Here is a 21,182-nt window from a genome sequence, read left to right as displayed (position 1 = left end):
AGCGGATTGCGAATCGTTTTTTTAAGAGATTTTCAGTAAGGATCACAATCAGCATTGGAGCTATTGATTAATTTCGTTTTCTACGATAGAGCAGTTTCTTTAAAAGAGAACATCCCTTACAACGGCAGATAGTCTTTCATAAGGGTAAAACGGCGGTTAAAATATCGCTGTTCTTTCTCATTCAGTGTTTGAATCCAGGTAGGAGTAAACTGCTTTACCACCGGATAGCTTGGTTCGTTGTACTGTGTAATCATGATAGGCGACACGGTAAAGGCAATTCCTCCGGAGTTCTTGCGGGTGCTCTGTACTTGCAGCATTACTGCATCGCCGGTGTATTCACGATAATAGGACGGGTCTTCATAATTGACATGCCAGCGCTGCCCCGAAATAAAATTCCCCATTGAGTACATACAAAAAACAGGATGCTCTTCCATCGGCTTCAAAGGCGGCTTTGTAGGATTATTTTCACACGGAATCCTCTCTCCGGTAACCGCCGCGGTGAGTATGCCATTTAGATTTTGCAATATGGTATCGGATTGCACCGTGTGATTTTGACCGCTAGATACGGCGGACAAGGGTCTTTTCACAGTGATTGTTTCCCATGGCTGCATAACATGGGGATGATGAGCCCAAACAATATCAACTCCGGATTCTCCAAGATCCCGGAACCACGCTTTCTTCTTTTTTGAAACAGTGCGGATATACTCAGGTTCATTCAAGTGTAAACTAAGGACAAAAAGATCACACGGATACTGCTCGCGGGCTTTTTGAATGGCTGTCAGCAGGGCGGCTCGTCCTTTTTCGGTTGGAGGGCTATAGTAAAGTCGCTCCTTCGATGAATCATACGAATTTAAAATTTCAGTTACTGCACAAAAAAGGATGTTCCAACCTTTGTAGTAGAGTTGAGTCATCTTAAACGGTTCGCCGACCTGTTCTTTCAATCCTGAATAGGCAAGCAATGCCGGTACGGTTCCAGCTGCATTCCGTTCTCTTTGTACTATCTGAGCTGCAGCAAGTGTACCGTCAATGCCTACTGTTCTGTGGTCATTAGTATGGTTATTTGCAAAGCTGAGCACATCAAAACCGGCTGTTACCGCTGCCCGCAAATAATCGGTGTGTACATTAAAGCTAGGGTAGGAAGAAAGAGGCAGGGTATCGCATACAGGAGTTTCAACATTTATAAAACTCAAATCATCATCATGTAATATTTTTTCTATATCTTTATATATTAAATCATAGTTCTTCATATTAAAGTTTACGGTATGAGCCATCAAATCCCCTGCAAAGGTAAGCAGAAGTGCGGAGTCTGAAATAGTTTTCGCTTGTATGCTATCTGCATGAGAATGGGGGGCAGTTTCATCTTGCGCTGGGGATGCTGCTGTCGTCTGCTGTAAAACAGACAGTTCCGTACCAGTTACGGTACAGCATAAAAAACAGAGGCAGAATATAGTGAGAAAAAAAGGAAGCGGTTTGTACATAGGAAAGGTCTCAAATGTGAACGGGTTCTAAAAATAGCATCATAACACTGTCAACAGTAGACTATAGCTGACAGTGTATGCCGTTTATATGCAACGGAAATGGGTTATTCTGCGATAATAGCTTCCAATGCAGTTTGCATCATAGCAGTGAAAGACAGCTGCCGCTCTTCAGCTGTGGTTTCTTCATGAGTAACCATATTATCGGAGATTGTCAGCAGTGTGAGTGCCTGACGTTTATATTTTGCGGCAAGTGTGTACAGTTCAGCAGCTTCCATCTCTATTGCTAAAAGACCGTACTCAGCCCAGAGTTTCCATGTCTCCAACTCATCATAGAACACGTCTGAGGAAGCGATACTGCCGACCAAGGGGTTGTAGCCCAGTCGGACAGCTGCATCGTATGCGTGTTTTAAAAGTTTCCAGTCAGCAGTCGGGGCAAACTGAGTTCCGCGGAACCGCAATGTATTGGAACCGGAATTAGTAGATGCACTCATGGCAATAACCAGTGCCCGTAGGGGAATATCTTTTTGCAAAGCACCTGCCGTTCCGATTCTGATTGCTTTTTGTACATTATACTCACGGAAAAGTTCATTTACATAGATCGATAACGACGGTTGCCCCATTCCGGTACCCTGTACGGAAACAGGTACACCTTTATAGGTGCCGGTAAAACCGAACATCCCGCGCACTTCATTATAGCAATGTGCATTCTCCAAAAAATGTTCCGCTACAAATTTAGCCCGCAGCGGATCGCCCGGCAACAAAATGCGTTCAGCAATTTCGCCTTGTTTTGCTCCAATATGGGTACTCATAGTATCCTCCCTTAAAATATATACACCTCCGGCACAGAGAACCGGGAATTAAATTCATCTCGCTCGCTTACACGAAACGGCTTATATCCTTTTGATTCGTGCGGAGAGTTAATGCTCACAAGCCGCATCGGGGTTGTTGATTTGTGCAGAGGATTAATCCTCATATACCGTGTGAGGAGTGGTGATTACGCTAATCCTTCCATGGAAAAATGAGGTTTTTAATACTGCGTGTTCCAACTGTTTCGCGGTCTTCTGCAAGCAGCTCATCCCATGGAATTTGCTTACGGGCAATTTTTAACGGTATTTCAGGATGCTGCTCCAACCAATCATATTTATACATCCTCAACTTAAATGCGTTATTCCATGCCAGAAGCAATCCTGAAAATCCCGGCATTAAGAAGGCTAAAAACGGCGTTAATACTATCAGGATGACACTGTAGATCACCATAAACAACGTAAAACCGGTGTTATCAAAGAAAATAATAAAGCACTTTTTAAGACATTTGCGGAAATTCGACTCAAGTCTGCTCCGTATCGGGAAAAACCACAGTAATGACAGTTGGATGATAATAAATATCCATATAACAGATACACCCAGAAAGAAGCCTAAAAAATTTTTCAATGCAAAATAATAAGGGATTGTGATACTGATTAAAGCAAAACTCAACAGTTCTAAACCGGCAAAAAGAGAGCCATGCAGCCACACTTGACGCATTTCTTCCATAATATCTTTGATCGAGAAAGATTTGTAATCTGCAATCTGTGCCGTCATGTTAGAAATAGTAAGCAAAAGCACGCCAAGCACCAGACAACCGGCTCCTATTGCGCAGAAAGCAAGGAGCGGAATGGATGAAAGAGCATATACAAGGGTAAAAAACAAAAAAATGACTACTATCAGAACAATATTAAAACCGGCAAGCGGCAGAAAATGATCCCAGCCGTCAAAAAAATTCTTTTTTAGAAAGAAACCAATCATAGTGCGATTCTATCACAAAGAGAAAAAAAAAGCTATATTTACGTTTTGGAATGGATTCTCACACAAACCGCGTCGGGATTGTTGATTCTTACCTTTAGCTCGAAAAAATATCGGCTGTACCGGTATTAACGTAGGTAATGGCAGCAGCAAGTGCGTCTGCAGCGTGATCCGGTTTTGGGACTGTTTTCAGCCCGAGTAAAAGCTGAACAGTCAGCTGGACTTGAGCTTTTTCCGCCTGCGCGATACCGGTAACAGCTTTTTTGATCGCGTTCGGCGCATACTGAAACACTGGAATACCGGCTTGAGCCAAAGCGAGCAAGGTAACTCCGCGGGCTTCGGAAACACTCAATGCGCTTGTTACATTTTTAGCAAAGTAGAGGGTTTCAATACCTGCGGCTGCCGGAGTATAGGTGCGGATAAGTTCCGTCAGCCGGTCAAAAATGATAAGCAGCCGGTTCCCTTGAACCTGTGCCGATTCAGTGTGTATCACTCCGTAGTCGATACAGCGTATTCTGCTGCCGCTTACCATAATAAGCCCATAGCCGGTAGAGGCAAGCCCGGGGTCTATCCCCATAATAATTTTTCCAGAAATAGCCCCTTGCGTCATCATTCCTCTATAATCTCCGTCAGTAGTGAGACCTGTTCCAAAACGGAGGTTTCAGAACAGGTTGATTGATAATGGGCTGTCTTATAACGCCTGTGTCCGTTCTTTTAAGAAGGTACGGTGTACATCATCCAAATGGGCTTCTAATGTAGTGCAGACAGTCCGGTTATAGTCATTCAGCCACGCAATCTCTTCAGGCAGCAGCAGTTCTTTCAGTACTGGGCGTGTATCAATCGGACACAAGGTCAGTGTTTCAAACTCCAAGAAGGTGCCGTATTCTGTGGTTTTCCATTCTTTTGCGAGGGTGAGGTTTTCAATTCTGATACCGTGGCTTCCTGCACAGTAAAATCCCGGCTCATTTGAAGTAATCATACCCGCTTTTATTGGAGTATTCACATATTTCAAACCGATATTCTGCGGGCCTTCATGGACTGAAAGCACGTAACCGACACCATGTCCCGTACCGTGTTTGTAGTCCTTGCCGTACTGCCGCAGCGGATTGCGGGCGAGAATGTCAAGTTTATAACCGGTTGTGCCTTCAGGAAATTTTGCCAATGCAAGCTGGATATGTCCTTTGAGTACCAGCGTATAGTCTTCTTTTTCAGCTGCAGTCAGCGGTCCCAGCGGAATAGTGCGGGTAATATCCGTAGTTCCATCCCGGTATTGTCCGCCTGAATCCAGCAGTAGGAACCCTTTAGGCTGTAAGGTTGCAGCGGTTTCTTTATGCGGCCCATAGTGGATAATTGCCGCATTGGATCCATATCCGGCAATGGTAGTAAAGCTCGCTTCTAAAAAGTCCGGCTGCTCGGCGCGGAATTTTAACAGTTGTTCGGAAACATCCCATTCAGTTACACCTGCCGCTGCATGATCTTCTACCCATTTCAAGATTTTAACCATCGCGATTCCGTCTTTGAAGAAGGCATTTCGGTAATTTTTCACTTCTATTTCGTTTTTAATCGCCTTCATCGCTGCGGTAATATTCAACCCGGTATGGATGGATGCACTGATCTTATTACGCAAAAAGATATTGGTACGTGCAAGATCGATATATACCGTACCGGTGAGTTTTGCAGCATCGTCAAAGACTGCTTCATAAGGCAGTACCGAAACGCCTTCTTGTTCCAAGGCTGTCTGAACTGCATCCGTCATCTGCCGCGCATCGATATAGAGCCGCGCTGACTGCATATCAACAATTGTATATGCAGTAACAACCGGCGTACAGGCAATATCGTTACCGCGGATATTAAAGAGGTAGCATACATCTTCCAATGCACCGATAACAGTTGCATCAGTATGTTTTTCTTTGAGTATTTCACGGACTGTGGAGATTTTATCTTTGACTGACTTTCCGGTATACTGTATATCCAGTAAGAATGCAGTACTCAGCACGGGGGCAGGGCGGTTCTCCCACATTTGTCCAATCAAATCTTGATCGATAATAAACTTCATTTCCGGTAAGGCATTGGTAAATTGAGTAAACAAATCCGCTGCAATTACCTTTCCGTCCATACCGATTGTGCTTCCGGCCGGTAGGTTTTCTGCAAGATATTCAAATACGGTTGGAACACCCGGCTCTCCGCTTTTTTGTAATATAATGCCGCTGCCTTGTAATTCTTTCTCTGCCTGTAAAAAGTACCTGCCGTCAGTCCACAAAAAGGCTTGCGTTTTGGTAACTAATACCGAACCGGCTGATCCGGTAAAACCTGAAATAAAAACCCGGGTTTTATCGTGCTCAGCAAGATATTCACATTGGTGCGGATCAGAGGTTGGAATATAATATGCATCCAATCCGCATTCTGCCATTTTTTTCCGTAATACGTTGATACGGTCAACAATTATCATATAATCTCCTTCAACGGACAGCTCGCAGTGAGCGCTTCCCGTTTGCCTATTGAATGCGCAATCCTGAAACACGAGGGAGGATTCAAGATGCTCTAAAGTAAACCTGTTCGGAAACGGAAGTTGTCGAACAGACCGAGTGTTTTCGTTATCGAAATGATAGTGAGCTGCCCTCAATTTGTAGAGCATCCCCTATATCACTTTTAGAAAACTGAGCACAAATACAATTCCGAATATCGTAATACACGACATAACCGTAGAAAAGATAACAACTTGCGCAGCAAGCTCTCCATCGCATCCGAGCTGCTCTGCCATAACTGCCGAAATAACCGCTGTGGGTGAACCGTATAACGCTATCAGTGCAACAACTTCTTGGGAACTAAAGCCGAGCCGTATCGCAATGGTGAGGAAAATGAGCGGCATGACAATCAGTTTTCCGGCAAGGGTAATACTCAAATTGCGGAAATTTGCAGAAATCTTTGAAAAATCGAGCATTGCGCCCAGCACAATAATAGGAAACACAGCCCCGACTTTACCGACATCCAACAGTGATTTATCTAAAAATGTCGGGATCGGCGGATGCACCAGTGACATAATAATCCCCAATACCGAAGCAATAATCATGTGATTTTTTAAGACATCGAGAATGAGCTTCTTTTTATCAACCGCATATCCGCCATAGATTGAAAGCAAAATAACCGCAGAACCATTGAAGATAGGGATAATTACCATAATCAGCATTGATGCCAGCACGGCGCTTTGTTCACCTGCAATATAGGTAGAAATAGGAATACCGAGCATAACAAAGTTGCTTCTAAAAATACCTTGAATCATAACGCCTTGTTTTTTTCGGTCTTTCTCAAAAAAGGGAACAATGGCAACTAACAAAAAGATTGCTGCAATAATGCTCCCGGCAGCATACAGCACAAAAGATAGATCGAACACTGCATTCAGATTTGTTTTTCTGATATTATTGAACGTTACAATCGGCAACAAGAGATCAAAACACAGCTTATTTAACTGAGAAATTGTCTTTTCATTCAAATAATGCTTTGTTTTAAGAAAATACCCAAACGATACCAGCAGAACTGCCGGCATAACTGCGTTAAAGGCTACATAAAAACTTCCCATCGTTATTCCTTTCCGGGTGTTAGGGGTGGGCGGTGTCTCAAAACTCCCCCAAATGTCACTCCGCCGCCGAATATCTTAAAAAATCCCGGCATTATAGCAAAGCCCTACAGCTGCGTAATCGTATGCAATACCAGCATGGCAGAAATACGGGATGCCTCTTTGGAAAACTGCTGGTATGATAGAGCGGCAGGCTCTCCGGCGTTATCCGAGATGCACCGCAGGATAACAAAGGGAACCGCATTCATTACACAGGTTTGTGCAACAGCCGCGCCTTCCATTTCCACACAGTCAGCATGAAAGACATCAATTATGTCTTTTTTTATTGCAGTATCTACGATAAACCGATCCCCTGATGCAATTCTCCCTGCAATCATAGTGTTGGTATTGCGAAAATCGTCAGCACACTCGGTTTTCAGCTTGGCAAACGTATTCATCACACAAGAGCGTAGATTATCATCGGCTTGCCAAAAAGGGGAGGGTGTACCGGGAACTTGTCCTCGTGCATACCCAAAGGGGCAAACATCAACATCATACTGCACCGCATCGACAGAAACAACAAGATCAAATACCCGCAGCGTTTCATTCAAGCCGCCGGCTGTTCCCGTATTGATAATAACCTCTGCACCAAAGTCTGAAATGAGCAGTTGAGTGCAGACTGCCGCATTCACTTTCCCGATTCCGCCGCATACACTGATGACAGTATGTACGCCATATTCAGCAGTATAAAAAATCAAACCGGCTTTTTCAGTTTTCTTCCCCTGCAAACGCTGCTGAATATTCTCAATTTCTTGCTGCTCGGCGGCAAAAACACCTATCCTCATACCATATTCCTCTTAAATACCCCTTGAAACATCCCCTTTAAACATCTTCTAAAACAGCACTATATGGCATCTCTAAAAAATCAGGTATAGAGCTTCTAAAGATGCCCCATAATTTTTAGAAGACATCGCACTAAAATTCTTCGACAATACCGCTCGCTCTGCTTAAAAACACACGGGGCGTTTTTTGCGTAAAAAATCCGTTTTCGATAATACCGGGAATAGCATTCAGCTCGCTTTCTAGTTTTACCGGATTGATTTTTTCATGAGCTGACCACTTTATATCCATAATAAAATTTCCGTTGTCGGTAATAACCGGTCCCTTCTTGCGTACACCGTCACGGATAATCATAGAAACACCGTAGGCTTCTAGTTTTTTCATAATACTGAGACGCGCTTCCGGTACAATTTCAATCGGGAGCGGAAAATTCACCCCAAGCGTTTTAACGCTTTTTGACTCATCTGCAATAACAACAAAGACCGCGCTATTGTACGCAATAATTTTTTCGCGGAGCAGGGCTGCCCCGCCGCCTTTAATCAAGTTTTTCTTGGTGTCAATTTCATCCGCTCCATCAATGGTGAGGTCTAAGGAACCGTTAATGCGTCCTGAGCTGAGTGAAAAAATCGGAATATTAAATTCCTCACACGCTATTGATGTTTGAAAACTGGTGGGAACTGCTGCAATATCTTTGAGCGTTCCTTTTGCAATATACTCAGCCAGCCGTTTAACCGCAGGCATGGCTGTGGAGCCTGTTCCAAGACCGATTTTCATTCCCGAATGAATAAGACCTTCTGCGATCAGCTTATCAATCGCTGTATGCGCAACCAATATCTTTTGATCTTCACTACTTATTGTATTACTCATAAGAGCCTCCCGTAAAAAGTTCGAATTGTTTATATGCTTGATACCGGAGCATATCATATCCGTTTGTAACTGCACAGCCTGCATGTTCGGCACGTTTGAGAAGCGCCGTTTTTTCAGGGGTATAGATAACATCAAATACTTTTTCATACCCGGAAAAGCTATAAAAACTTAAAGGATCTTCACCTTCCTGCATACCGCTACACGTTGCTTGTATTATAACAGCCGAATATTTTTTTAATAGAGGTACAGATGCTAAGTCCAGCACAGCCCAGCGAAAACCATACCGTTCCGCTAAATTCTGTGCCTTTTCCGCAGTGCGTCCGAATACGCAAGCATTCCCGTGCAGCTGGTACACAGCATTTGCGATTGCGTGAGCGGCGCCGCCGGTACCGATAATTGCAACATGCCGAAACCGCAATGTTTTTATATGTAAGAACTCCTGCAACGCCCGTGTAAACCCGTCAATATCGGTGTTAAAACCTTGCCGGCAGCCCTCATTGCAAAGCACCGTGTTGACGGCACCGCTTGCTTTTGATGCAGGACCGATTGAATCTAAGAAGGGAATAATATCAAATTTGAATGGATGAGTAACAGATAATCCTGAAATACCCGCACATTGCGCAAAGTCAAGAACCTCTTCAACAGTTACCGCCGAAATAGGAATATAAACAGAATCTTTTCCTTTGCGTACAAAACCGCCGTTGTGAATGGCAGGACTCAGGCTTTTTGAGGTATCGGCTCCGGCGACACCATATATTTTGGTTGATTCGGTTATGCTACGGAATCGGTATACCGTTTGTAAGGTAATAGGATCAATAAATTCCTGTGCGAGATTTGCTTTTGTCATATAATCCTGCGGTAGGGTATAGACAAAGGCTGAATGCAGCCGCGGAGCCAAAATACGGGAGGGAATACCGTACTTACTCATTGCAATAAGGGTATTCGGTCCTTTTATAGTACCCGCCTGCTGAAATAACCGTGTTACATCAGCAAGGCAGTGAGCCTTATAGGCGATTTTCACAATTTCATCATCAGTCCGCCGTATCTCCCGCACTGTACTGACTAAATCCCGGATAGGCTCTGTGCTATGAAGACTGCGGATAATACCTATATCAAAGGCTTGGGCTGCTTCTTCCAAACTGGGAACTTGCATATCTGATTCAAGGTCGAGATACGCAAAGTTTTTAACCGGATCAGAGTCGGCAAATGCCAGTCCGCGGGCAAACAGGGTAATACGCGAGCCTTCGCCCCCTTTAAACTGTCCGCCGTCAAGCAGCCTGCGGATAGTCAAGATGACAGGCAGACCGGCAAGCTCCGGAAACTTCCGAATGTGCAGTAATTCCTGCGGATCAAGAAAGTCAGCCCGTAGTTCAACAGCATCAATCCACTGCCGATAGTGCTCAATGAGCTGCAAATCTTTTCCTATTGTATTTTCTGTTAGTACAAGGCATATTTTAGGAGGCATGGTAGGCATAGTATACCATACATAACATACCTTTGGCAAATACGCGCATATCAGCCTTACCGTCCTGTCTTGAATTCAGTCACAATACGTTGAGGAAAAGTACCGGTTTATCGGATAGGACTTCTTGATTGGGCGGCTTTAGCGGTGGTGAACCTTCGCTCCAAGGTCTGAGACGGTTGCACTTTTCTCTTGCAAAGGGATAGTAAATCCGTTAGGCTATACAAAATGAAATATGTTGATATATTCTTCCCTAATATAGGTATGCGCTTCGGCAGTATACCGGTACATAAGAAGTATTCACGACAGACTCGCTCAGGGCGGCTATCCATGCACAAGGGCTTTTGGTATCTAGTACTTGCAGTACTCATTGTTGTGTGTGCAGGATGTGCCGGGCTTCCTCCTTCTCAGCAGGAGCAGTCTTTTGAGCCTGATACACATTCTATAGTATGGCGAATGCTTTGTCCGGGGGTTGAAGCTGCGGATATCTATGACAGCCGGCTGCCGCTTATTGCTCATGCCGTTAAAATCGATTTACATCATCCTTCTATCCGCATTGTTACCACAGAGGCTGCCCGGTTTTACGATACACAAGGATGTGTTATTGGAGAGACGACACAGGAGTTTGCAGAACGGCTGCATACGGTTGCTGCCTGTAATGCGGCTCCGTTCCATGCTGAATCGCTTTTATTTAGTAGATACCGCAGGGTAATTGGGGTTCATATAACGGAGTATAGCTGTATGAGTACACCGAATCCGCGCTACGGGGCGCTGCTTTTTTCTGCCGATAAGACTGCACGGATTATTGAAACGCAGACGGAAGCTGCCTTCTCGGAGGAAGTGCGCTCAGCTCTTGGCGGATTTTGGATGATTTTAAAGGATGGACGTGTGTTGCCTCAAAAGCTGGAACGCCGCGATTCCCGGACAGCTGTAGGGCTTACCGCCGATGGTGCTACGTTGTTTATGCTTGCAGTGGAAGGTGAATGGAAAGGCTACAGCCAAGGACTTTCGTATACGGAATCGGCAGTACTATTGCGGGGTTTAGGAGCCTCCGATGCTCTGCAATTCGACGGCGGCAGTTCAAGTTCGCTGGTACTCAAAGAAGGTGCTGAACAAAGGCTTATTTCTCCAAGCCGCGGATGGAATATTCATATCCCTGTTGCAAGTAACCTCGGTATTGTGTATACCGAATAGGTCTATGGTAAAGGAGCTTTATTATGCGTGAAAATGTTGGGGTGCTTGGTGCAGGTTCATGGGGAACTGCTGCCGCCTCTGCGCTTGCCCGGAGCGGGAACCGGGTTATGCTGTGGAGCCGCAGCCCTGAGCTGTGTTCCGCAATCAATACTGAACATGTCAATACAAAATACTTACCGGGTTATGAACTGCCGCCTTCTGTTACTGCTTCTTCTGATATGCAGGAGGTATGCAGATTTGCAGATGTTCTTTTTTTGGCAAGCCCTTCACTCTATTTAATGGATACGGTTGAGCGCTTACTTACGTGTACTCCTTTTGCAACTGCAGAGCCTGTAGGCGGTGCATCCTCTATAGATAGCGCGGATTCTGCAGAGAGTGCAGATACTGTAGCCGGCGCTGCATCTTCCGGCACCGGAATATCTTTTCCCGGTATTGGAGTTTCTTCCGATACCCATGACACATATCCGCTTATTGCGGTACTGACCAAGGGATTTCTTCCCGATGCGAAGGGTGAACCGCAGCTTATTCTCGATGCTTTAGAAAAAAAATTACCGGATGTGTATCGGGATCATGTTGTATATGTTGCCGGACCGAGTCATGGGGAAGAAGTTGCTGCCGGAAAGCTTACCGGCTTAATTGCTGCTTCAAAGAATCCTCTCAATTCGATCCGCTGCCGCGAAATGCTGAAATCCCGCAGTTTATTGGTGTATTCGAGTCTTGATATTATCGGTGTACAAGTTTGTGCCGCTGCAAAAAACGTGATTGCGATTGCCTTCGGTTTACTGGATGCTTTAATCGAATCGTCTGACTTTTTCGGTGATAATACGGAATCGCTTCTGTTAGCGGCAGGCTTAAACGAAATTCAGATTATTGGACGGGCAATGGGCGCAACCCATCCTGAAACCTTTACCTCTATTTCCGGGATTGGAGATTTGGATGTTACCTGCCGCAGTAAGTACGGGCGGAATCGTAAATTCGGTAGGGAGATTATCACCAAGCGGCTTTTGGAGTCCTTTACTGGGATTGATGATCTTATCGCCCATATCGGAAACCTCGGATATTTACCGGAAGGCATTGTAGCGTGCTCTTATCTGAAAAAACTCGCCGCTCAATATGATCTGCGCCTGCCCTTGTGTGCAGGGCTCTATAAGATATTGAATAAGGAATGGGAACCGGCAGAGTTTATCGAAGAGATGTTAAGCGGCTCATAGCAATGCGATGTATGAGGAACGGTATGCTCCACCGAAATGTCATGGGGGCTTGTTTAGGGATAAGTTGTTATGATAAGCTAATACCGCTGTGTTCAATTCCGGTTAGTGCATACAGGGCATCTCTAAAAACTTAGGCATAAATTTTTGGAGTTTTGCTCTACTTTTAAAATTTTGGTATAGAGGATATCTCTAAAAGGCGGTTCACGTTCTATGACTTATTTACGGCAAAAACGGATGAGCTATCTTTCTTTTATCTTGCCTGCTTTTTTCATTTACATTGGAATCATTGTTTTTCCCGTGCTGTTCAGCTTTTATTTAAGCCTGACGAAATGGAAAGGATATGGAAAGATGGAATTTATCGGACTGGGAAACTATATCAGAATGTTCACCGATCCGGTATTCTATATCGGCTTACGGAATAATATCCTCATTGTATTGATTTCGGTATTGGGACAAATTCCGCTCGGACTTCTTCTTGCTTATATGCTGTACCGCAAAATGGTCAAACATGCTAATTTTTTTGAAGTACTGATTTTCCTTCCCATTACGATTTCTTCCGTTATTGTAGCGCAGCTATGGAACCGGATTTTTTCTCCTGTCGGTGTAGTTCCTACTATTGTACGTGAGTTAACCGATAATCCTGATTATATTATGACAATATTTGAGGATAAGTATTTTGCGATTGCGCCTATCCTTTTTGTGCTGTTGTGGCAGCATACCAGTCTTTATATGGTCATCTTTTTAGCAAATTTACAGCGGATACCCTACAGTGTAATAGAGGCTGCTCAACTGGAAGGAGCGCGGGAGGGAACAATTTTTATCCGCCTTATTGCGCCGATGCTTGCAAACGTGATTTTTATCAATACCATTCTTGCAGTTTCCGGCAGTTTTAAGAGTTTTGATCTTGTGTATTCAATGACCGGCGGCGGTCCTGCGCATTTTACAGAGGTTATCGCTGTGTATATGTACAATACAACCTTTGTGTTTCAAAACTATGGTTACGGTAGCGCGCTTGCTGTTATCATTATCATCTTTACTGTTATTGCCTTGCTGGTAAGCCGTGCCGTAACAAAACGCTTTGATTATTAGGAGGCTCAATATGATGATCCCAAAACGGAATATACTGAAAGAAGCCTCTCAAAGCTGGCGAGTGAGCGCTTATATTTTAATGCTGAGCTTTGCGGTACTCACCCTGTTCCCGCTGATTTGGCTTTTTTATTCCTCTTTTAAATTGAATGCTGAAATTATGATTTATCCGTTAGGATTACCAAAAGAGCCTACCTTGTTTAACTACACCGAATCATGGGCTAAGGGCGGTCTCGGTATTGCACTGCTCAATAGTTTTATCTATACCATTACAGCAACAGTGTCTACCATGCTGTTCGCAATGGCTGCTGCATTCGGGCTTACTAAATTTCCTTTTAAATCAGCAAAAGTATTTACCTCGATTTTTGCTTTTGGTTTAATGATTAGTGTTCATGCTGTTATTATTCCGCTATTTCAATTGGAATCAAAATTAGGAATGATCAATACCCGCCTCGGTGTTATTATTCCGTACATTGCATTCGATCTGCCTCTTTCCATTATGATTGCGATTTCATACGTCCGGGGCATTCCCAATGCGTTGATCGAGTCTGCTGAAATAGACGGTGCAAAATACCGCTATATATTCTGGATGATGATTATGCCCTTATCGGTTCCCGTGATTGCAACGATGGTGATCCTGTCTTTCCTACATCATTGGAATGAATTTTTATTTGTCTTTGTTTTTACTACGAAGGCGGCTCTGAAGAGTTTACCGGTTGCTATCACCCAATTTGCAGGACGGCTTAATATCGATTACGGTTTACAATATGCCTCGCTTGTCATCGGAGTACTTCCGATGATTGTGTTCTATATTATCTTCCATGCACAGCTTATCAAGGGATTCGGCGAAGGTGCATTAAAAGAATAAGGAGAAGAAAACCGATGTTGGTACACTTTATACTTGCACTGCTGCCTATTTTGTGGCTTATTCTTGCCTTAGGTAAACTTAAAATGCCGAGTTATACGGCATGCGGCATTGCCTTGCTCCTGACTGCTGCTTTAGCAGGATTGTATTGGAAGCTGCCGGTACTCCATGTTGCATCAGCTGCGCTGGAAGGCATACTGAATGCGCTATGGCCGATTTGCTTGGTCATTATTGCCGCATTGTTTACCTACAATCTGAGTGTAGCAACCGGGGCTATGGAGCGCATTAAGACAATGCTCGGTACTATTTCCAATGATCAAAGAATATTGCTGCTGATTATCGGGTGGGGATTCGGCAATTTTATGGAAGGAATGGCTGGGTTCGGAACTGCTGTTGCAATTCCTGCATCTATGCTTGCCGGTATTGGTCTTGATCCTGTGTCCGCAGTACTTGCCTGTCTGGTAATGAATACAACACCGACTGCATTCGGTTCCGTGGGGGTACCTACTGCTACATTGGCATCTATTACCGGGTTGGAGCTTTTACCGCTTGCCTCGACCGCTGCTTTCATACAAGTGCTTCATACCTTTATTTCTCCATTCCTTGCAGTAATGATCTGCGGCGGCGGGATAAAAGCGCTGAAAGGGGTGCTGGGGACTACATTGATTGCGTCTTTGTCCTTTATCATACCGAGTCTTTTATTTGCACGATTTTTGGGACCTGAATTGCCGAATATTGTCGGCTCGATGTGTGCAATGCTTTGTATTATTATCGCTGTCAAAATACGCAATGCTTTTTTCACTAAGTCGGCAGCGCAGCCGGTGCAGACAGAGACGGAAACAGCTCACATCGGCTTTGCAGAAGGGCTGCAGGCATGGGCTCCGTTCATATTGATTTTTATACTGCTGCTGTCTACCTCTCCGCTTTTCCCTCCGCTGTATAATGCAATCAAAGACATAAAAACTTCCGTTATGGTGTACACAGGCACGGGCGGCAAACCGCTTACATTTAGTTGGATAAATACGCCGGGGATTATGATCTTTATTGCAGCAGTCTGCGGCAGTTTGATTCAAAAGGCACGGTTGAGTGATACGATGCGTGTTTTTATAGCAACACTTAAAAAATACTGGACAGCAGTTTTTACGATATGCGCTGTTATAGCAACTGCAAAGATTATGATCTATAGCGGTATGATTTCCGATATTGCTATTGCAGCGGTTGCCGGAGCCGGTCCGGTTTATCCTTTTGTCGCTCCGCTGATCGGGGTGTTAGGAGCTTTTATAACCGGTTCAGGCACGTCAACCTGTGTGCTATTCGGTAATTTGCAATTGGAAACAGCAACGGCTTTGCAGCTCAATCCGTATTGGATTACTGCAGCGAATGTGATGGGAGCAGGGATCGGTAAGATGGTATGTCCGCAGAATATCGCCATCGGAGCAGGCGCAACCAATTTAACCGGATCGGAAAGTAAGATTTTAGCGTCGGTATTTAAGTATTTCATTCTGTATGCACTGCTCGCCGGATTGATTTGCTGGCTTGGGGTGTTAGTATTTGGGAGCACTGCGCAGGCGTAGTGCTTATCGGGTGGTACGTTTGTTGTTCAAACGTACTTCTGATTAATACCATGGACATCCGCGCCCACGAATATCCATCCTATATATTCCTGAACGGCAAGTTTGCGTACCGCAAACCTCATTTATTGTATGTGCGCTATCGCACACCAATGCAACAGTCTCCAAAGTTCATACTTTATACAACTGTTGTATTCTAAGGACGATACTTGACAAAACTGTTTTGATTTGAGATACTAAACAGTAGATAGGATTGGTTTCTAGACAATCTTACAATCTTTATATGTTATAGCTATGAAACACCGCAACTTTACTTTACTTTACTTTACTTTACTTTACTGCTTCTGCGTATGCCCAAGAAGCTCCTCTGTGGCTCTCTCATAGAAGTGTAAAATATCCTGATACGCTATTCATAAGTGCGCTCGGTTCAGGTGCATCCGAGACACAGGCAAAAGAAGATGCCGTTACGCAGCTCGCACTCTACTTTAATTCTACCATAACCATCAACCGTGAAGTTTCAAGCACTATTACCGAATCTGCTTCGATCGAAAAATCCCGTTCCGCTTCAAGCTCTCTCATAATCGAATCCGAGACAGACTTACCTCTTCTCAGTTTTTCCGAAGCTTTTTGCGACCGCGCGGGGGAATGGCATGTTTGCGCCTACATCAATAAAGCTGATGCTGCAAAACGCTGCACGGTAGAGCTGGATAGTGGTATTCAAAAAGCAAAAAACACATTGAGAGACTGTAAGAATGCAGGTATTTCTATTTCCGCTTTTACCGGTTTTTCCCACCTCAAAGAATACCTAGGACAATTACAAAAAACACGAGACACACTCACCGTTCTTAACGCAGAAAAAAGTAAAATCTATCAGGCAGAAATTAACGCAATCGAAAATGAATGCATTACGGGAATGCGTACAATTAAACCGCGCTTATCTTTTGGAATAAGGATTGAAAACGATGAGAACGGCGCCATTGCTGCAGTCTTACAAGAAATTCTCGAAAATGAAGGCTTTATTTATGGAGGCAACACAGGGCTGCTCATCTCCGGCAAGATTACGCTGGAGCGATCGGAAAATGATGCGGGCGTGTTTGTCCAGCCGAATCTGGTGCTGAAAATCCTCAATCGGCACGGTGATTCTCTGTATTCTTATTCCCGCCGCTATAAGAAATGGGGACACCGCGATTTTGATAGTGCGGTCAGAAAGGCATACACCGAAATCGGTAAAGATTTGCGCGCCAACTTTATGGATGTCTTTAAATAGTGTAATACGGCTGTGGAAATGTTTTGCAGCCGGAAAATACTAAAATATGAGGAGGAGAGGAATGAAAAAAATCCTTGGCATTATGGTAGCGGTGCTAACGGTTCATGCAGCGGCTTTTGCCATTGAAATTGAGGCTGCTTTGGCAGAAACGGCGGAGCAGTTTTCAAAAACAATCAAGACCGGCAGCACGATAGCGATTATCGGTATTTCTTCCGACACGGAAGATATGAGCGACTTTATGCTGGATGAACTGACAGTCAACTTTGTACGATTGAGAAAGCTCAAGGTTGCAGACCGTGCTAACCTTGCTGCAATTAAAAAGGAAATGAATTTCCAGCTTTCGGGTGAAGTCGGCGATGAGTCCATTCAGCAGATCGGTGCAATGGCGGGGGCTCAGACGGTTATCCGCGGGAACTTAAAACCATTCGGAGAGTCCTATTTGCTCGTTATTCATGCACTGAACGTTACCACGGCAGCAGTAGAAGACATTTATCGTGCAAAAGTTGATGCCAGTGAGACGGTTGTTTTGCTCTTATCGGCAGGAGCCAAGAAGGGCAGCAAAAAAGTACTGCGGGCGGATCGCTATCACGGCGGGCAGCTTGCGGGATTAGGATTCGGCAATCTGCTCTTTGGAACGGGTGCGTATATTGCAGGGAATTATGTAGATGGTGCTATTCTTACCGCATGGCATGCGGCAAACCTTGGTATGTTTATTGGCGGTATAGCTGATCTGTCTAGCGGTGGTAGTGATGCAGGACTTGCTTTTCTGAGTCTCGGATGTATTTCAGGTGCAGCAAGAATTATTTACGGGTTTGTACGTCCTAAATATTATGTAAAGCGGAATAAAAACCAATCGATGGGGGCTGCAGATATTCTCAACGGGTTGAATTTTGCAGTTGCACCACTTGAAAACGGTAAGACTGCAGTCTCTCTTGGATATTCCTTGTCATTAGATTAACGTACATTAACTCTAAAGGAAACACCTAAACAGTGTAAGCTAAGCGGCTTGTTCTGGCACGAAAGTCATTGCCTTGTCCGCTTAGTAAACTGCGAATCGGTTTTAGGGTGCTAAATACTATCAAAATACTCTTTTTATATGGAGGAAACAATGAAAAAGACAATGAATGCACTTATATGTGCGGTTTTTATGGTTTTGGCAGGAAGTGCGCTTTTAGTTTCGAGCTGCACTACAACATCCGGTGCTCAGGCAGCGCCCATGGCACCGCGTCCTCAGGTCGTTGACTGGCAAGGTGCGGCATATGGAACAGAAATTCCCGAATGGGCGCGGATTATTTTGCAGGGTGATGCGGTTGATAAAATCCAAAAGATGAGCGAGTTCAGCTCAAAATACATCAAGTTTGCGTCAGCTCGCGGACAAGACGTTGATTTACTCAAATCGTGGGCAGCTGCTGATGCAGCAGATACTCTTTCGCGCAGTATTACACAGAATGTAACAAGCGAATTGGGAACAGCAATCAAGGGAAACAAAGATGATGCAGCAACCGTCAAAATAGCGGAGCAGGCAATCGGTATTTTCTCTTCAAATAAAATTAGCGGATTTGAAAAAAGCCGTGAATTTTGGGTTAAAATGCAGCAGTCTTCCGGTAAAACCGAATTTGAATACGTGGTTTTGTACACAATCGATAAAGACAATTTCCAAGAGCAAATTGATACAGCATTAGGCAAGATTTCCGCCAAAAATGAACAGGAAAAAGAAGCTCTTTCCCGTATTAACGAATTAGTGAAAATATCTGCCTTACGTGCAACCTCGGTCGCTGAAAACTAATCAACAACCCCGACGCGAGTGCGAGCGTCGGGGTTGTTGATTTTAGCTATCGTTTATTCGAGCGGTGGATTTAATACCCTGATACCCGCCGTTTATCGGCAACGCCCTACGTCAGGGTTGGTTATTTTTTTATATATATGATCTCCTGCTCCTTTTACCTGCACTTTTTAATAGGTATAACTTTCAGTCAACCCCGACTTCTCAATCATACTCCGATACAGCGCTGATTTTTGCAACAGCTCTGCGTGCGTACCTTCCGCATCAACTTTGCCCTGATTCATTACGATGATTTTATCGGCGTTCTCGATTGACTTTAATCTGTGCGAAATGATAATCACCGTTTTACCTTTGATGAGGGTGTTAAGACTCTCCTGTATTTTCATTTCGTTTTCCACATCGAGCGAGGCGCTGATTTCGTCAAGGATGATAATCGGTGCGTTTTTCAAAAGAGCGCGCGCAATGGAAAGACGCTGACGCTCTCCGCCGGAAAGCCTGCTGCCGTTTTCGCCGATGACCGTATTGTAGCCGTCCGGCAGCGCTTCGATAAACTCGGCGCAGTTGGCAAGACGGGCAGCTTCTTTTACCTCATCATCGCTGGCATTTTTATTTCCGACGCGGATATTTTCCATAATCGAGGTATTAAAAAGCCCGACATCCTGAAAGACAATCGAAATTTTATTGAAAAGGCTATCGGTATCAATCGTTGCAATGTCTTTGCCGTCGATGAGGATTTGTCCCTTGCCGTAATCATAGAGACGGGACGCAAGCCGGAGTACGGTTGTTTTTCCGCAGCCTGACGGACCGACAAGTGCGGTAACTTTATTTTGTTCCGCCGTAAACGAAATACCGTCGATAATCTTTTGTCCATCGTTATACGAAAACTCAACATCTTTAAATTGAATACCGTAATGCTGCAAAGAAGCAGGTTCTCCTTCCTGCGTTTTTGTTTCGCGCAGCTCGTTTATGCGCTTGACCCGTGCGTCAATATACATCATCTCTGCAAGGTTTGCTTCAACACCTGCAACCGCATCCACAACACGGGAAGCCGCAATAATATAGCCGATAAGATACAAAAGCGGCGCCGTGCCAGCCAGATACATTTTTAGTCCGAAAAATACGGTAATGCCGATAGAAAACTTTAAAAACAGCAGTGCGATGTTAAGCGGGATCGCTTGATGTGCTTCCACAGTTAAGTGCAATTTTTCCGCTTCATCGACATTGCGGTTCAGTTTTCCCGCCGTGTCTTCCGTCAGACCATAGCTTTTAATTTCCTGTTGCAGTTCTATCGCTTCTTGAAAAAATTCCGTTCGCTCACGTTGTTTATGAAAGTCGCGCGTTGTCTCCCGTATCTGAATTTTTTTCGACAGGATCAATAGAATAAAGCTGATAATAATCGGAACAAATACGCATAAGCCTAATCCCGGATGCGCAGTAATCATCATTGCGCCGATTATAATTAAATAGAACACAAGACCGATTGTTTGCGGAATTGCGTGGCTGAGCGCATGCTCGATTGTAGCGACATCGGTCATCACCGTTTGCGATAAGTCGGAAACATCGTGTTTGGAAAAATACGCAAGCGGCAGCGCCTTGAGCCGGTCTGCAATATTCACACGCAGTTCTTTACATTCTTTGAACGTCGCGGTGTAGAGCGTATTATAGTTGATATGCACAAGCACATACATCACAACCGCAAGGGCAGCAATAATACCGATATAAAATCCCGCCGACCGCAGCGTCCCGTCAAAATAACTTTGCAAAAAGAACATCATCACAAACATCGGTAGAATAAATGCGACATCCGCAAGCATCGACCATACCGACGCTGTAACAATTCCTTTTGCCCCCGATTCGGTTACCCCGAACCATTTTTGTAGTTTAGTCATATAAACCTCCCTTAAAAATAATTTGTAATGTTTAATCCAATGTGTAATGGATAATTTGTAATGCGTAATTAAGCATCCCCCCATTACCCCATTATTTCCCAACGCTGTACGCCACACGCAAACCGAGAAAGTCACATCTGCTGACCGGATTACTGATGTCCCGAGAGGCGCAAGCGGCGTAAATCGCTCTATTAAACCAGCTGCCGCCGCGAATGACGCGTACCGAACCCGCCCCAACACCGTCAAGGTCGTGTCCCTCGGCAGGCGTATTATCGTCGTACCAGTCCCAGCACCATTCCCACACGTTTCCGCTCATATCGTATAAACCGTACCC

General features: G+C 44.5%; 19 protein-coding genes. 8 read left to right on the top strand and 11 right to left on the bottom strand.

All coding sequences use genetic code 11. The annotated features are described in order from the left end of the window. Nucleotides 1-116 precede the first annotated feature (116 nt). From ACTTJ8_RS01335 to ACTTJ8_RS01295, 9 genes are all read right to left on the bottom strand, one after another. Nucleotides 117-1,478: a CapA family protein gene (locus ACTTJ8_RS01335; protein ID WP_442720118.1), complete on the bottom strand. Its 1,362-nt coding sequence runs from the start codon at nucleotides 1,476-1,478 to the stop codon at nucleotides 117-119. Between the two features lie 104 nt (nucleotides 1,479-1,582). Beyond that, complete coding sequence (gene deoD, locus ACTTJ8_RS01330; RefSeq protein WP_442719160.1) at nucleotides 1,583-2,287, bottom strand: purine-nucleoside phosphorylase; 705 nt, start codon at nucleotides 2,285-2,287, stop codon at nucleotides 1,583-1,585. A 190-nt stretch (nucleotides 2,288-2,477) separates the two neighbouring features. Next, nucleotides 2,478-3,263 carry a YesL family protein gene (locus ACTTJ8_RS01325; protein WP_442720117.1) on the bottom strand — a complete coding sequence of 262 codons (786 nt, stop codon included), beginning with the start codon at nucleotides 3,261-3,263 and terminating at the stop codon, nucleotides 2,478-2,480. Between the two features lie 94 nt (nucleotides 3,264-3,357). Further along, nucleotides 3,358-3,873: a crossover junction endodeoxyribonuclease RuvC gene (ruvC, locus tag ACTTJ8_RS01320; protein WP_442716383.1), complete on the bottom strand. Its 516-nt coding sequence runs from the start codon at nucleotides 3,871-3,873 to the stop codon at nucleotides 3,358-3,360. 78 nt (nucleotides 3,874-3,951) lie between these two features. Continuing rightward, the gene (locus ACTTJ8_RS01315; RefSeq protein ID WP_442720116.1) at nucleotides 3,952-5,709 is read right to left on the bottom strand and encodes an aminopeptidase P family protein; all 1,758 of its coding nucleotides are present in this window, start codon (nucleotides 5,707-5,709) and stop codon (nucleotides 3,952-3,954) included. A gap of 189 nt (nucleotides 5,710-5,898) precedes the next feature. Continuing rightward, nucleotides 5,899-6,837: an AEC family transporter gene (locus ACTTJ8_RS01310; protein WP_442720115.1), complete on the bottom strand. Its 939-nt coding sequence runs from the start codon at nucleotides 6,835-6,837 to the stop codon at nucleotides 5,899-5,901. Between the two features lie 104 nt (nucleotides 6,838-6,941). Further along, a complete protein-coding gene (locus tag ACTTJ8_RS01305; protein WP_442720114.1) occupies nucleotides 6,942-7,658 on the bottom strand; it encodes a 5'-methylthioadenosine/adenosylhomocysteine nucleosidase in 717 nt (238 codons plus the stop codon). A gap of 130 nt (nucleotides 7,659-7,788) precedes the next feature. Beyond that, entirely contained in the window at nucleotides 7,789-8,520 is a 732-nt protein-coding gene (gene rpiA, locus ACTTJ8_RS01300) for a ribose-5-phosphate isomerase RpiA (RefSeq protein WP_442719164.1), read from the bottom strand. Beyond that, complete coding sequence (locus tag ACTTJ8_RS01295) at nucleotides 8,513-9,985, bottom strand: type I 3-dehydroquinate dehydratase (RefSeq protein ID WP_442720113.1); 1,473 nt, start codon at nucleotides 9,983-9,985, stop codon at nucleotides 8,513-8,515. Before ACTTJ8_RS01295 ends, rpiA begins: the two co-directional genes overlap by 8 nt. A gap of 225 nt (nucleotides 9,986-10,210) precedes the next feature. Between ACTTJ8_RS01295 and ACTTJ8_RS01290 the strand changes: the two genes are divergently transcribed. The 8 genes from ACTTJ8_RS01290 (at nucleotide 10,211) to ACTTJ8_RS01255 (ending at nucleotide 18,962) form a co-directional block, all read left to right on the top strand. Beyond that, nucleotides 10,211-11,176 carry a phosphodiester glycosidase family protein gene (locus ACTTJ8_RS01290; RefSeq protein WP_442720112.1) on the top strand — a complete coding sequence of 322 codons (966 nt, stop codon included), beginning with the start codon at nucleotides 10,211-10,213 and terminating at the stop codon, nucleotides 11,174-11,176. Between the two features lie 23 nt (nucleotides 11,177-11,199). Then, entirely contained in the window at nucleotides 11,200-12,387 is a 1,188-nt protein-coding gene (locus ACTTJ8_RS01285; RefSeq protein ID WP_442720111.1) for an NAD(P)H-dependent glycerol-3-phosphate dehydrogenase, read from the top strand. Between the two features lie 210 nt (nucleotides 12,388-12,597). Then, entirely contained in the window at nucleotides 12,598-13,476 is an 879-nt protein-coding gene (locus ACTTJ8_RS01280; RefSeq protein WP_442716390.1) for a carbohydrate ABC transporter permease, read from the top strand. Between the two features lie 10 nt (nucleotides 13,477-13,486). Next, the gene (locus tag ACTTJ8_RS01275) at nucleotides 13,487-14,341 is read left to right on the top strand and encodes a carbohydrate ABC transporter permease (RefSeq protein ID WP_487248072.1); all 855 of its coding nucleotides are present in this window, start codon (nucleotides 13,487-13,489) and stop codon (nucleotides 14,339-14,341) included. A 14-nt stretch (nucleotides 14,342-14,355) separates the two neighbouring features. Next, nucleotides 14,356-15,912: an L-lactate permease gene (locus ACTTJ8_RS01270; protein ID WP_442720110.1), complete on the top strand. Its 1,557-nt coding sequence runs from the start codon at nucleotides 14,356-14,358 to the stop codon at nucleotides 15,910-15,912. A 733-nt stretch (nucleotides 15,913-16,645) separates the two neighbouring features. Then, on the top strand, nucleotides 16,646-17,176 hold the full coding sequence (locus ACTTJ8_RS01265; RefSeq protein ID WP_442716392.1) for a hypothetical protein: 531 nt from the start codon (nucleotides 16,646-16,648) through the stop codon (nucleotides 17,174-17,176). Between the two features lie 61 nt (nucleotides 17,177-17,237). After that, nucleotides 17,238-18,134 carry a hypothetical protein gene (locus tag ACTTJ8_RS01260; RefSeq protein ID WP_442716393.1) on the top strand — a complete coding sequence of 299 codons (897 nt, stop codon included), beginning with the start codon at nucleotides 17,238-17,240 and terminating at the stop codon, nucleotides 18,132-18,134. A gap of 150 nt (nucleotides 18,135-18,284) precedes the next feature. Then, nucleotides 18,285-18,962, top strand: coding sequence for a hypothetical protein (locus ACTTJ8_RS01255; protein WP_442716394.1), 678 nt, complete (start codon nucleotides 18,285-18,287; stop codon nucleotides 18,960-18,962). A 167-nt stretch (nucleotides 18,963-19,129) separates the two neighbouring features. On the opposite strand, the gene ACTTJ8_RS01250 is transcribed toward ACTTJ8_RS01255, so the two are convergent. Together ACTTJ8_RS01250 and ACTTJ8_RS01245 are read right to left on the bottom strand one after the other, a co-directional pair. After that, a complete protein-coding gene (locus ACTTJ8_RS01250; RefSeq protein WP_442720109.1) occupies nucleotides 19,130-20,848 on the bottom strand; it encodes an ABC transporter ATP-binding protein in 1,719 nt (572 codons plus the stop codon). 91 nt (nucleotides 20,849-20,939) lie between these two features. Continuing rightward, the coding region (locus tag ACTTJ8_RS01245; RefSeq protein ID WP_442720108.1) for a formylglycine-generating enzyme family protein at nucleotides 20,940-21,182 on the bottom strand (243 nt) is incomplete at its 5' end.

Source organism: Treponema sp. (assembly GCF_052169735.1).
In the GTDB taxonomy this organism is placed as follows: domain Bacteria; phylum Spirochaetota; class Spirochaetia; order Treponematales; family Treponemataceae; genus Treponema.
Note: the sequence above shows the minus strand (reverse complement) of the source record. Positions and strands in the feature narration are given on the sequence as shown.

Excerpts from the sequence above, each read along its gene's own strand:
- ACTTJ8_RS01335 (WP_442720118.1), bottom strand. The coding sequence starts at position 1,478 with ATGTACAAACCGCTTCCTTTTTTTCTCACTATATTCTGCCTCTGTTTT.
- deoD (WP_442719160.1), bottom strand. The coding sequence starts at position 2,287 with ATGAGTACCCATATTGGAGCAAAACAAGGCGAAATTGCTGAACGCATT.
- ACTTJ8_RS01325 (WP_442720117.1), bottom strand. The coding sequence starts at position 3,263 with ATGATTGGTTTCTTTCTAAAAAAGAATTTTTTTGACGGCTGGGATCAT.
- ruvC (WP_442716383.1), bottom strand. The coding sequence starts at position 3,873 with ATGATGACGCAAGGGGCTATTTCTGGAAAAATTATTATGGGGATAGAC.
- ACTTJ8_RS01315 (WP_442720116.1), bottom strand. The coding sequence starts at position 5,709 with ATGATAATTGTTGACCGTATCAACGTATTACGGAAAAAAATGGCAGAA.
- ACTTJ8_RS01310 (WP_442720115.1), bottom strand. The coding sequence starts at position 6,837 with ATGGGAAGTTTTTATGTAGCCTTTAACGCAGTTATGCCGGCAGTTCTG.
- ACTTJ8_RS01305 (WP_442720114.1), bottom strand. The coding sequence starts at position 7,658 with ATGAGGATAGGTGTTTTTGCCGCCGAGCAGCAAGAAATTGAGAATATT.
- rpiA (WP_442719164.1), bottom strand. The coding sequence starts at position 8,520 with ATGAGTAATACAATAAGTAGTGAAGATCAAAAGATATTGGTTGCGCAT.
- ACTTJ8_RS01295 (WP_442720113.1), bottom strand. The coding sequence starts at position 9,985 with ATGCCTCCTAAAATATGCCTTGTACTAACAGAAAATACAATAGGAAAA.
- ACTTJ8_RS01290 (WP_442720112.1), top strand. The coding sequence starts at position 10,211 with ATGAAATATGTTGATATATTCTTCCCTAATATAGGTATGCGCTTCGGC.
- ACTTJ8_RS01285 (WP_442720111.1), top strand. The coding sequence starts at position 11,200 with ATGCGTGAAAATGTTGGGGTGCTTGGTGCAGGTTCATGGGGAACTGCT.
- ACTTJ8_RS01280 (WP_442716390.1), top strand. The coding sequence starts at position 12,598 with ATGACTTATTTACGGCAAAAACGGATGAGCTATCTTTCTTTTATCTTG.
- ACTTJ8_RS01275 (WP_487248072.1), top strand. The coding sequence starts at position 13,487 with ATGATGATCCCAAAACGGAATATACTGAAAGAAGCCTCTCAAAGCTGG.
- ACTTJ8_RS01270 (WP_442720110.1), top strand. The coding sequence starts at position 14,356 with ATGTTGGTACACTTTATACTTGCACTGCTGCCTATTTTGTGGCTTATT.
- ACTTJ8_RS01260 (WP_442716393.1), top strand. The coding sequence starts at position 17,238 with ATGAAAAAAATCCTTGGCATTATGGTAGCGGTGCTAACGGTTCATGCA.
- ACTTJ8_RS01255 (WP_442716394.1), top strand. The coding sequence starts at position 18,285 with ATGAAAAAGACAATGAATGCACTTATATGTGCGGTTTTTATGGTTTTG.
- ACTTJ8_RS01250 (WP_442720109.1), bottom strand. The coding sequence starts at position 20,848 with ATGACTAAACTACAAAAATGGTTCGGGGTAACCGAATCGGGGGCAAAA.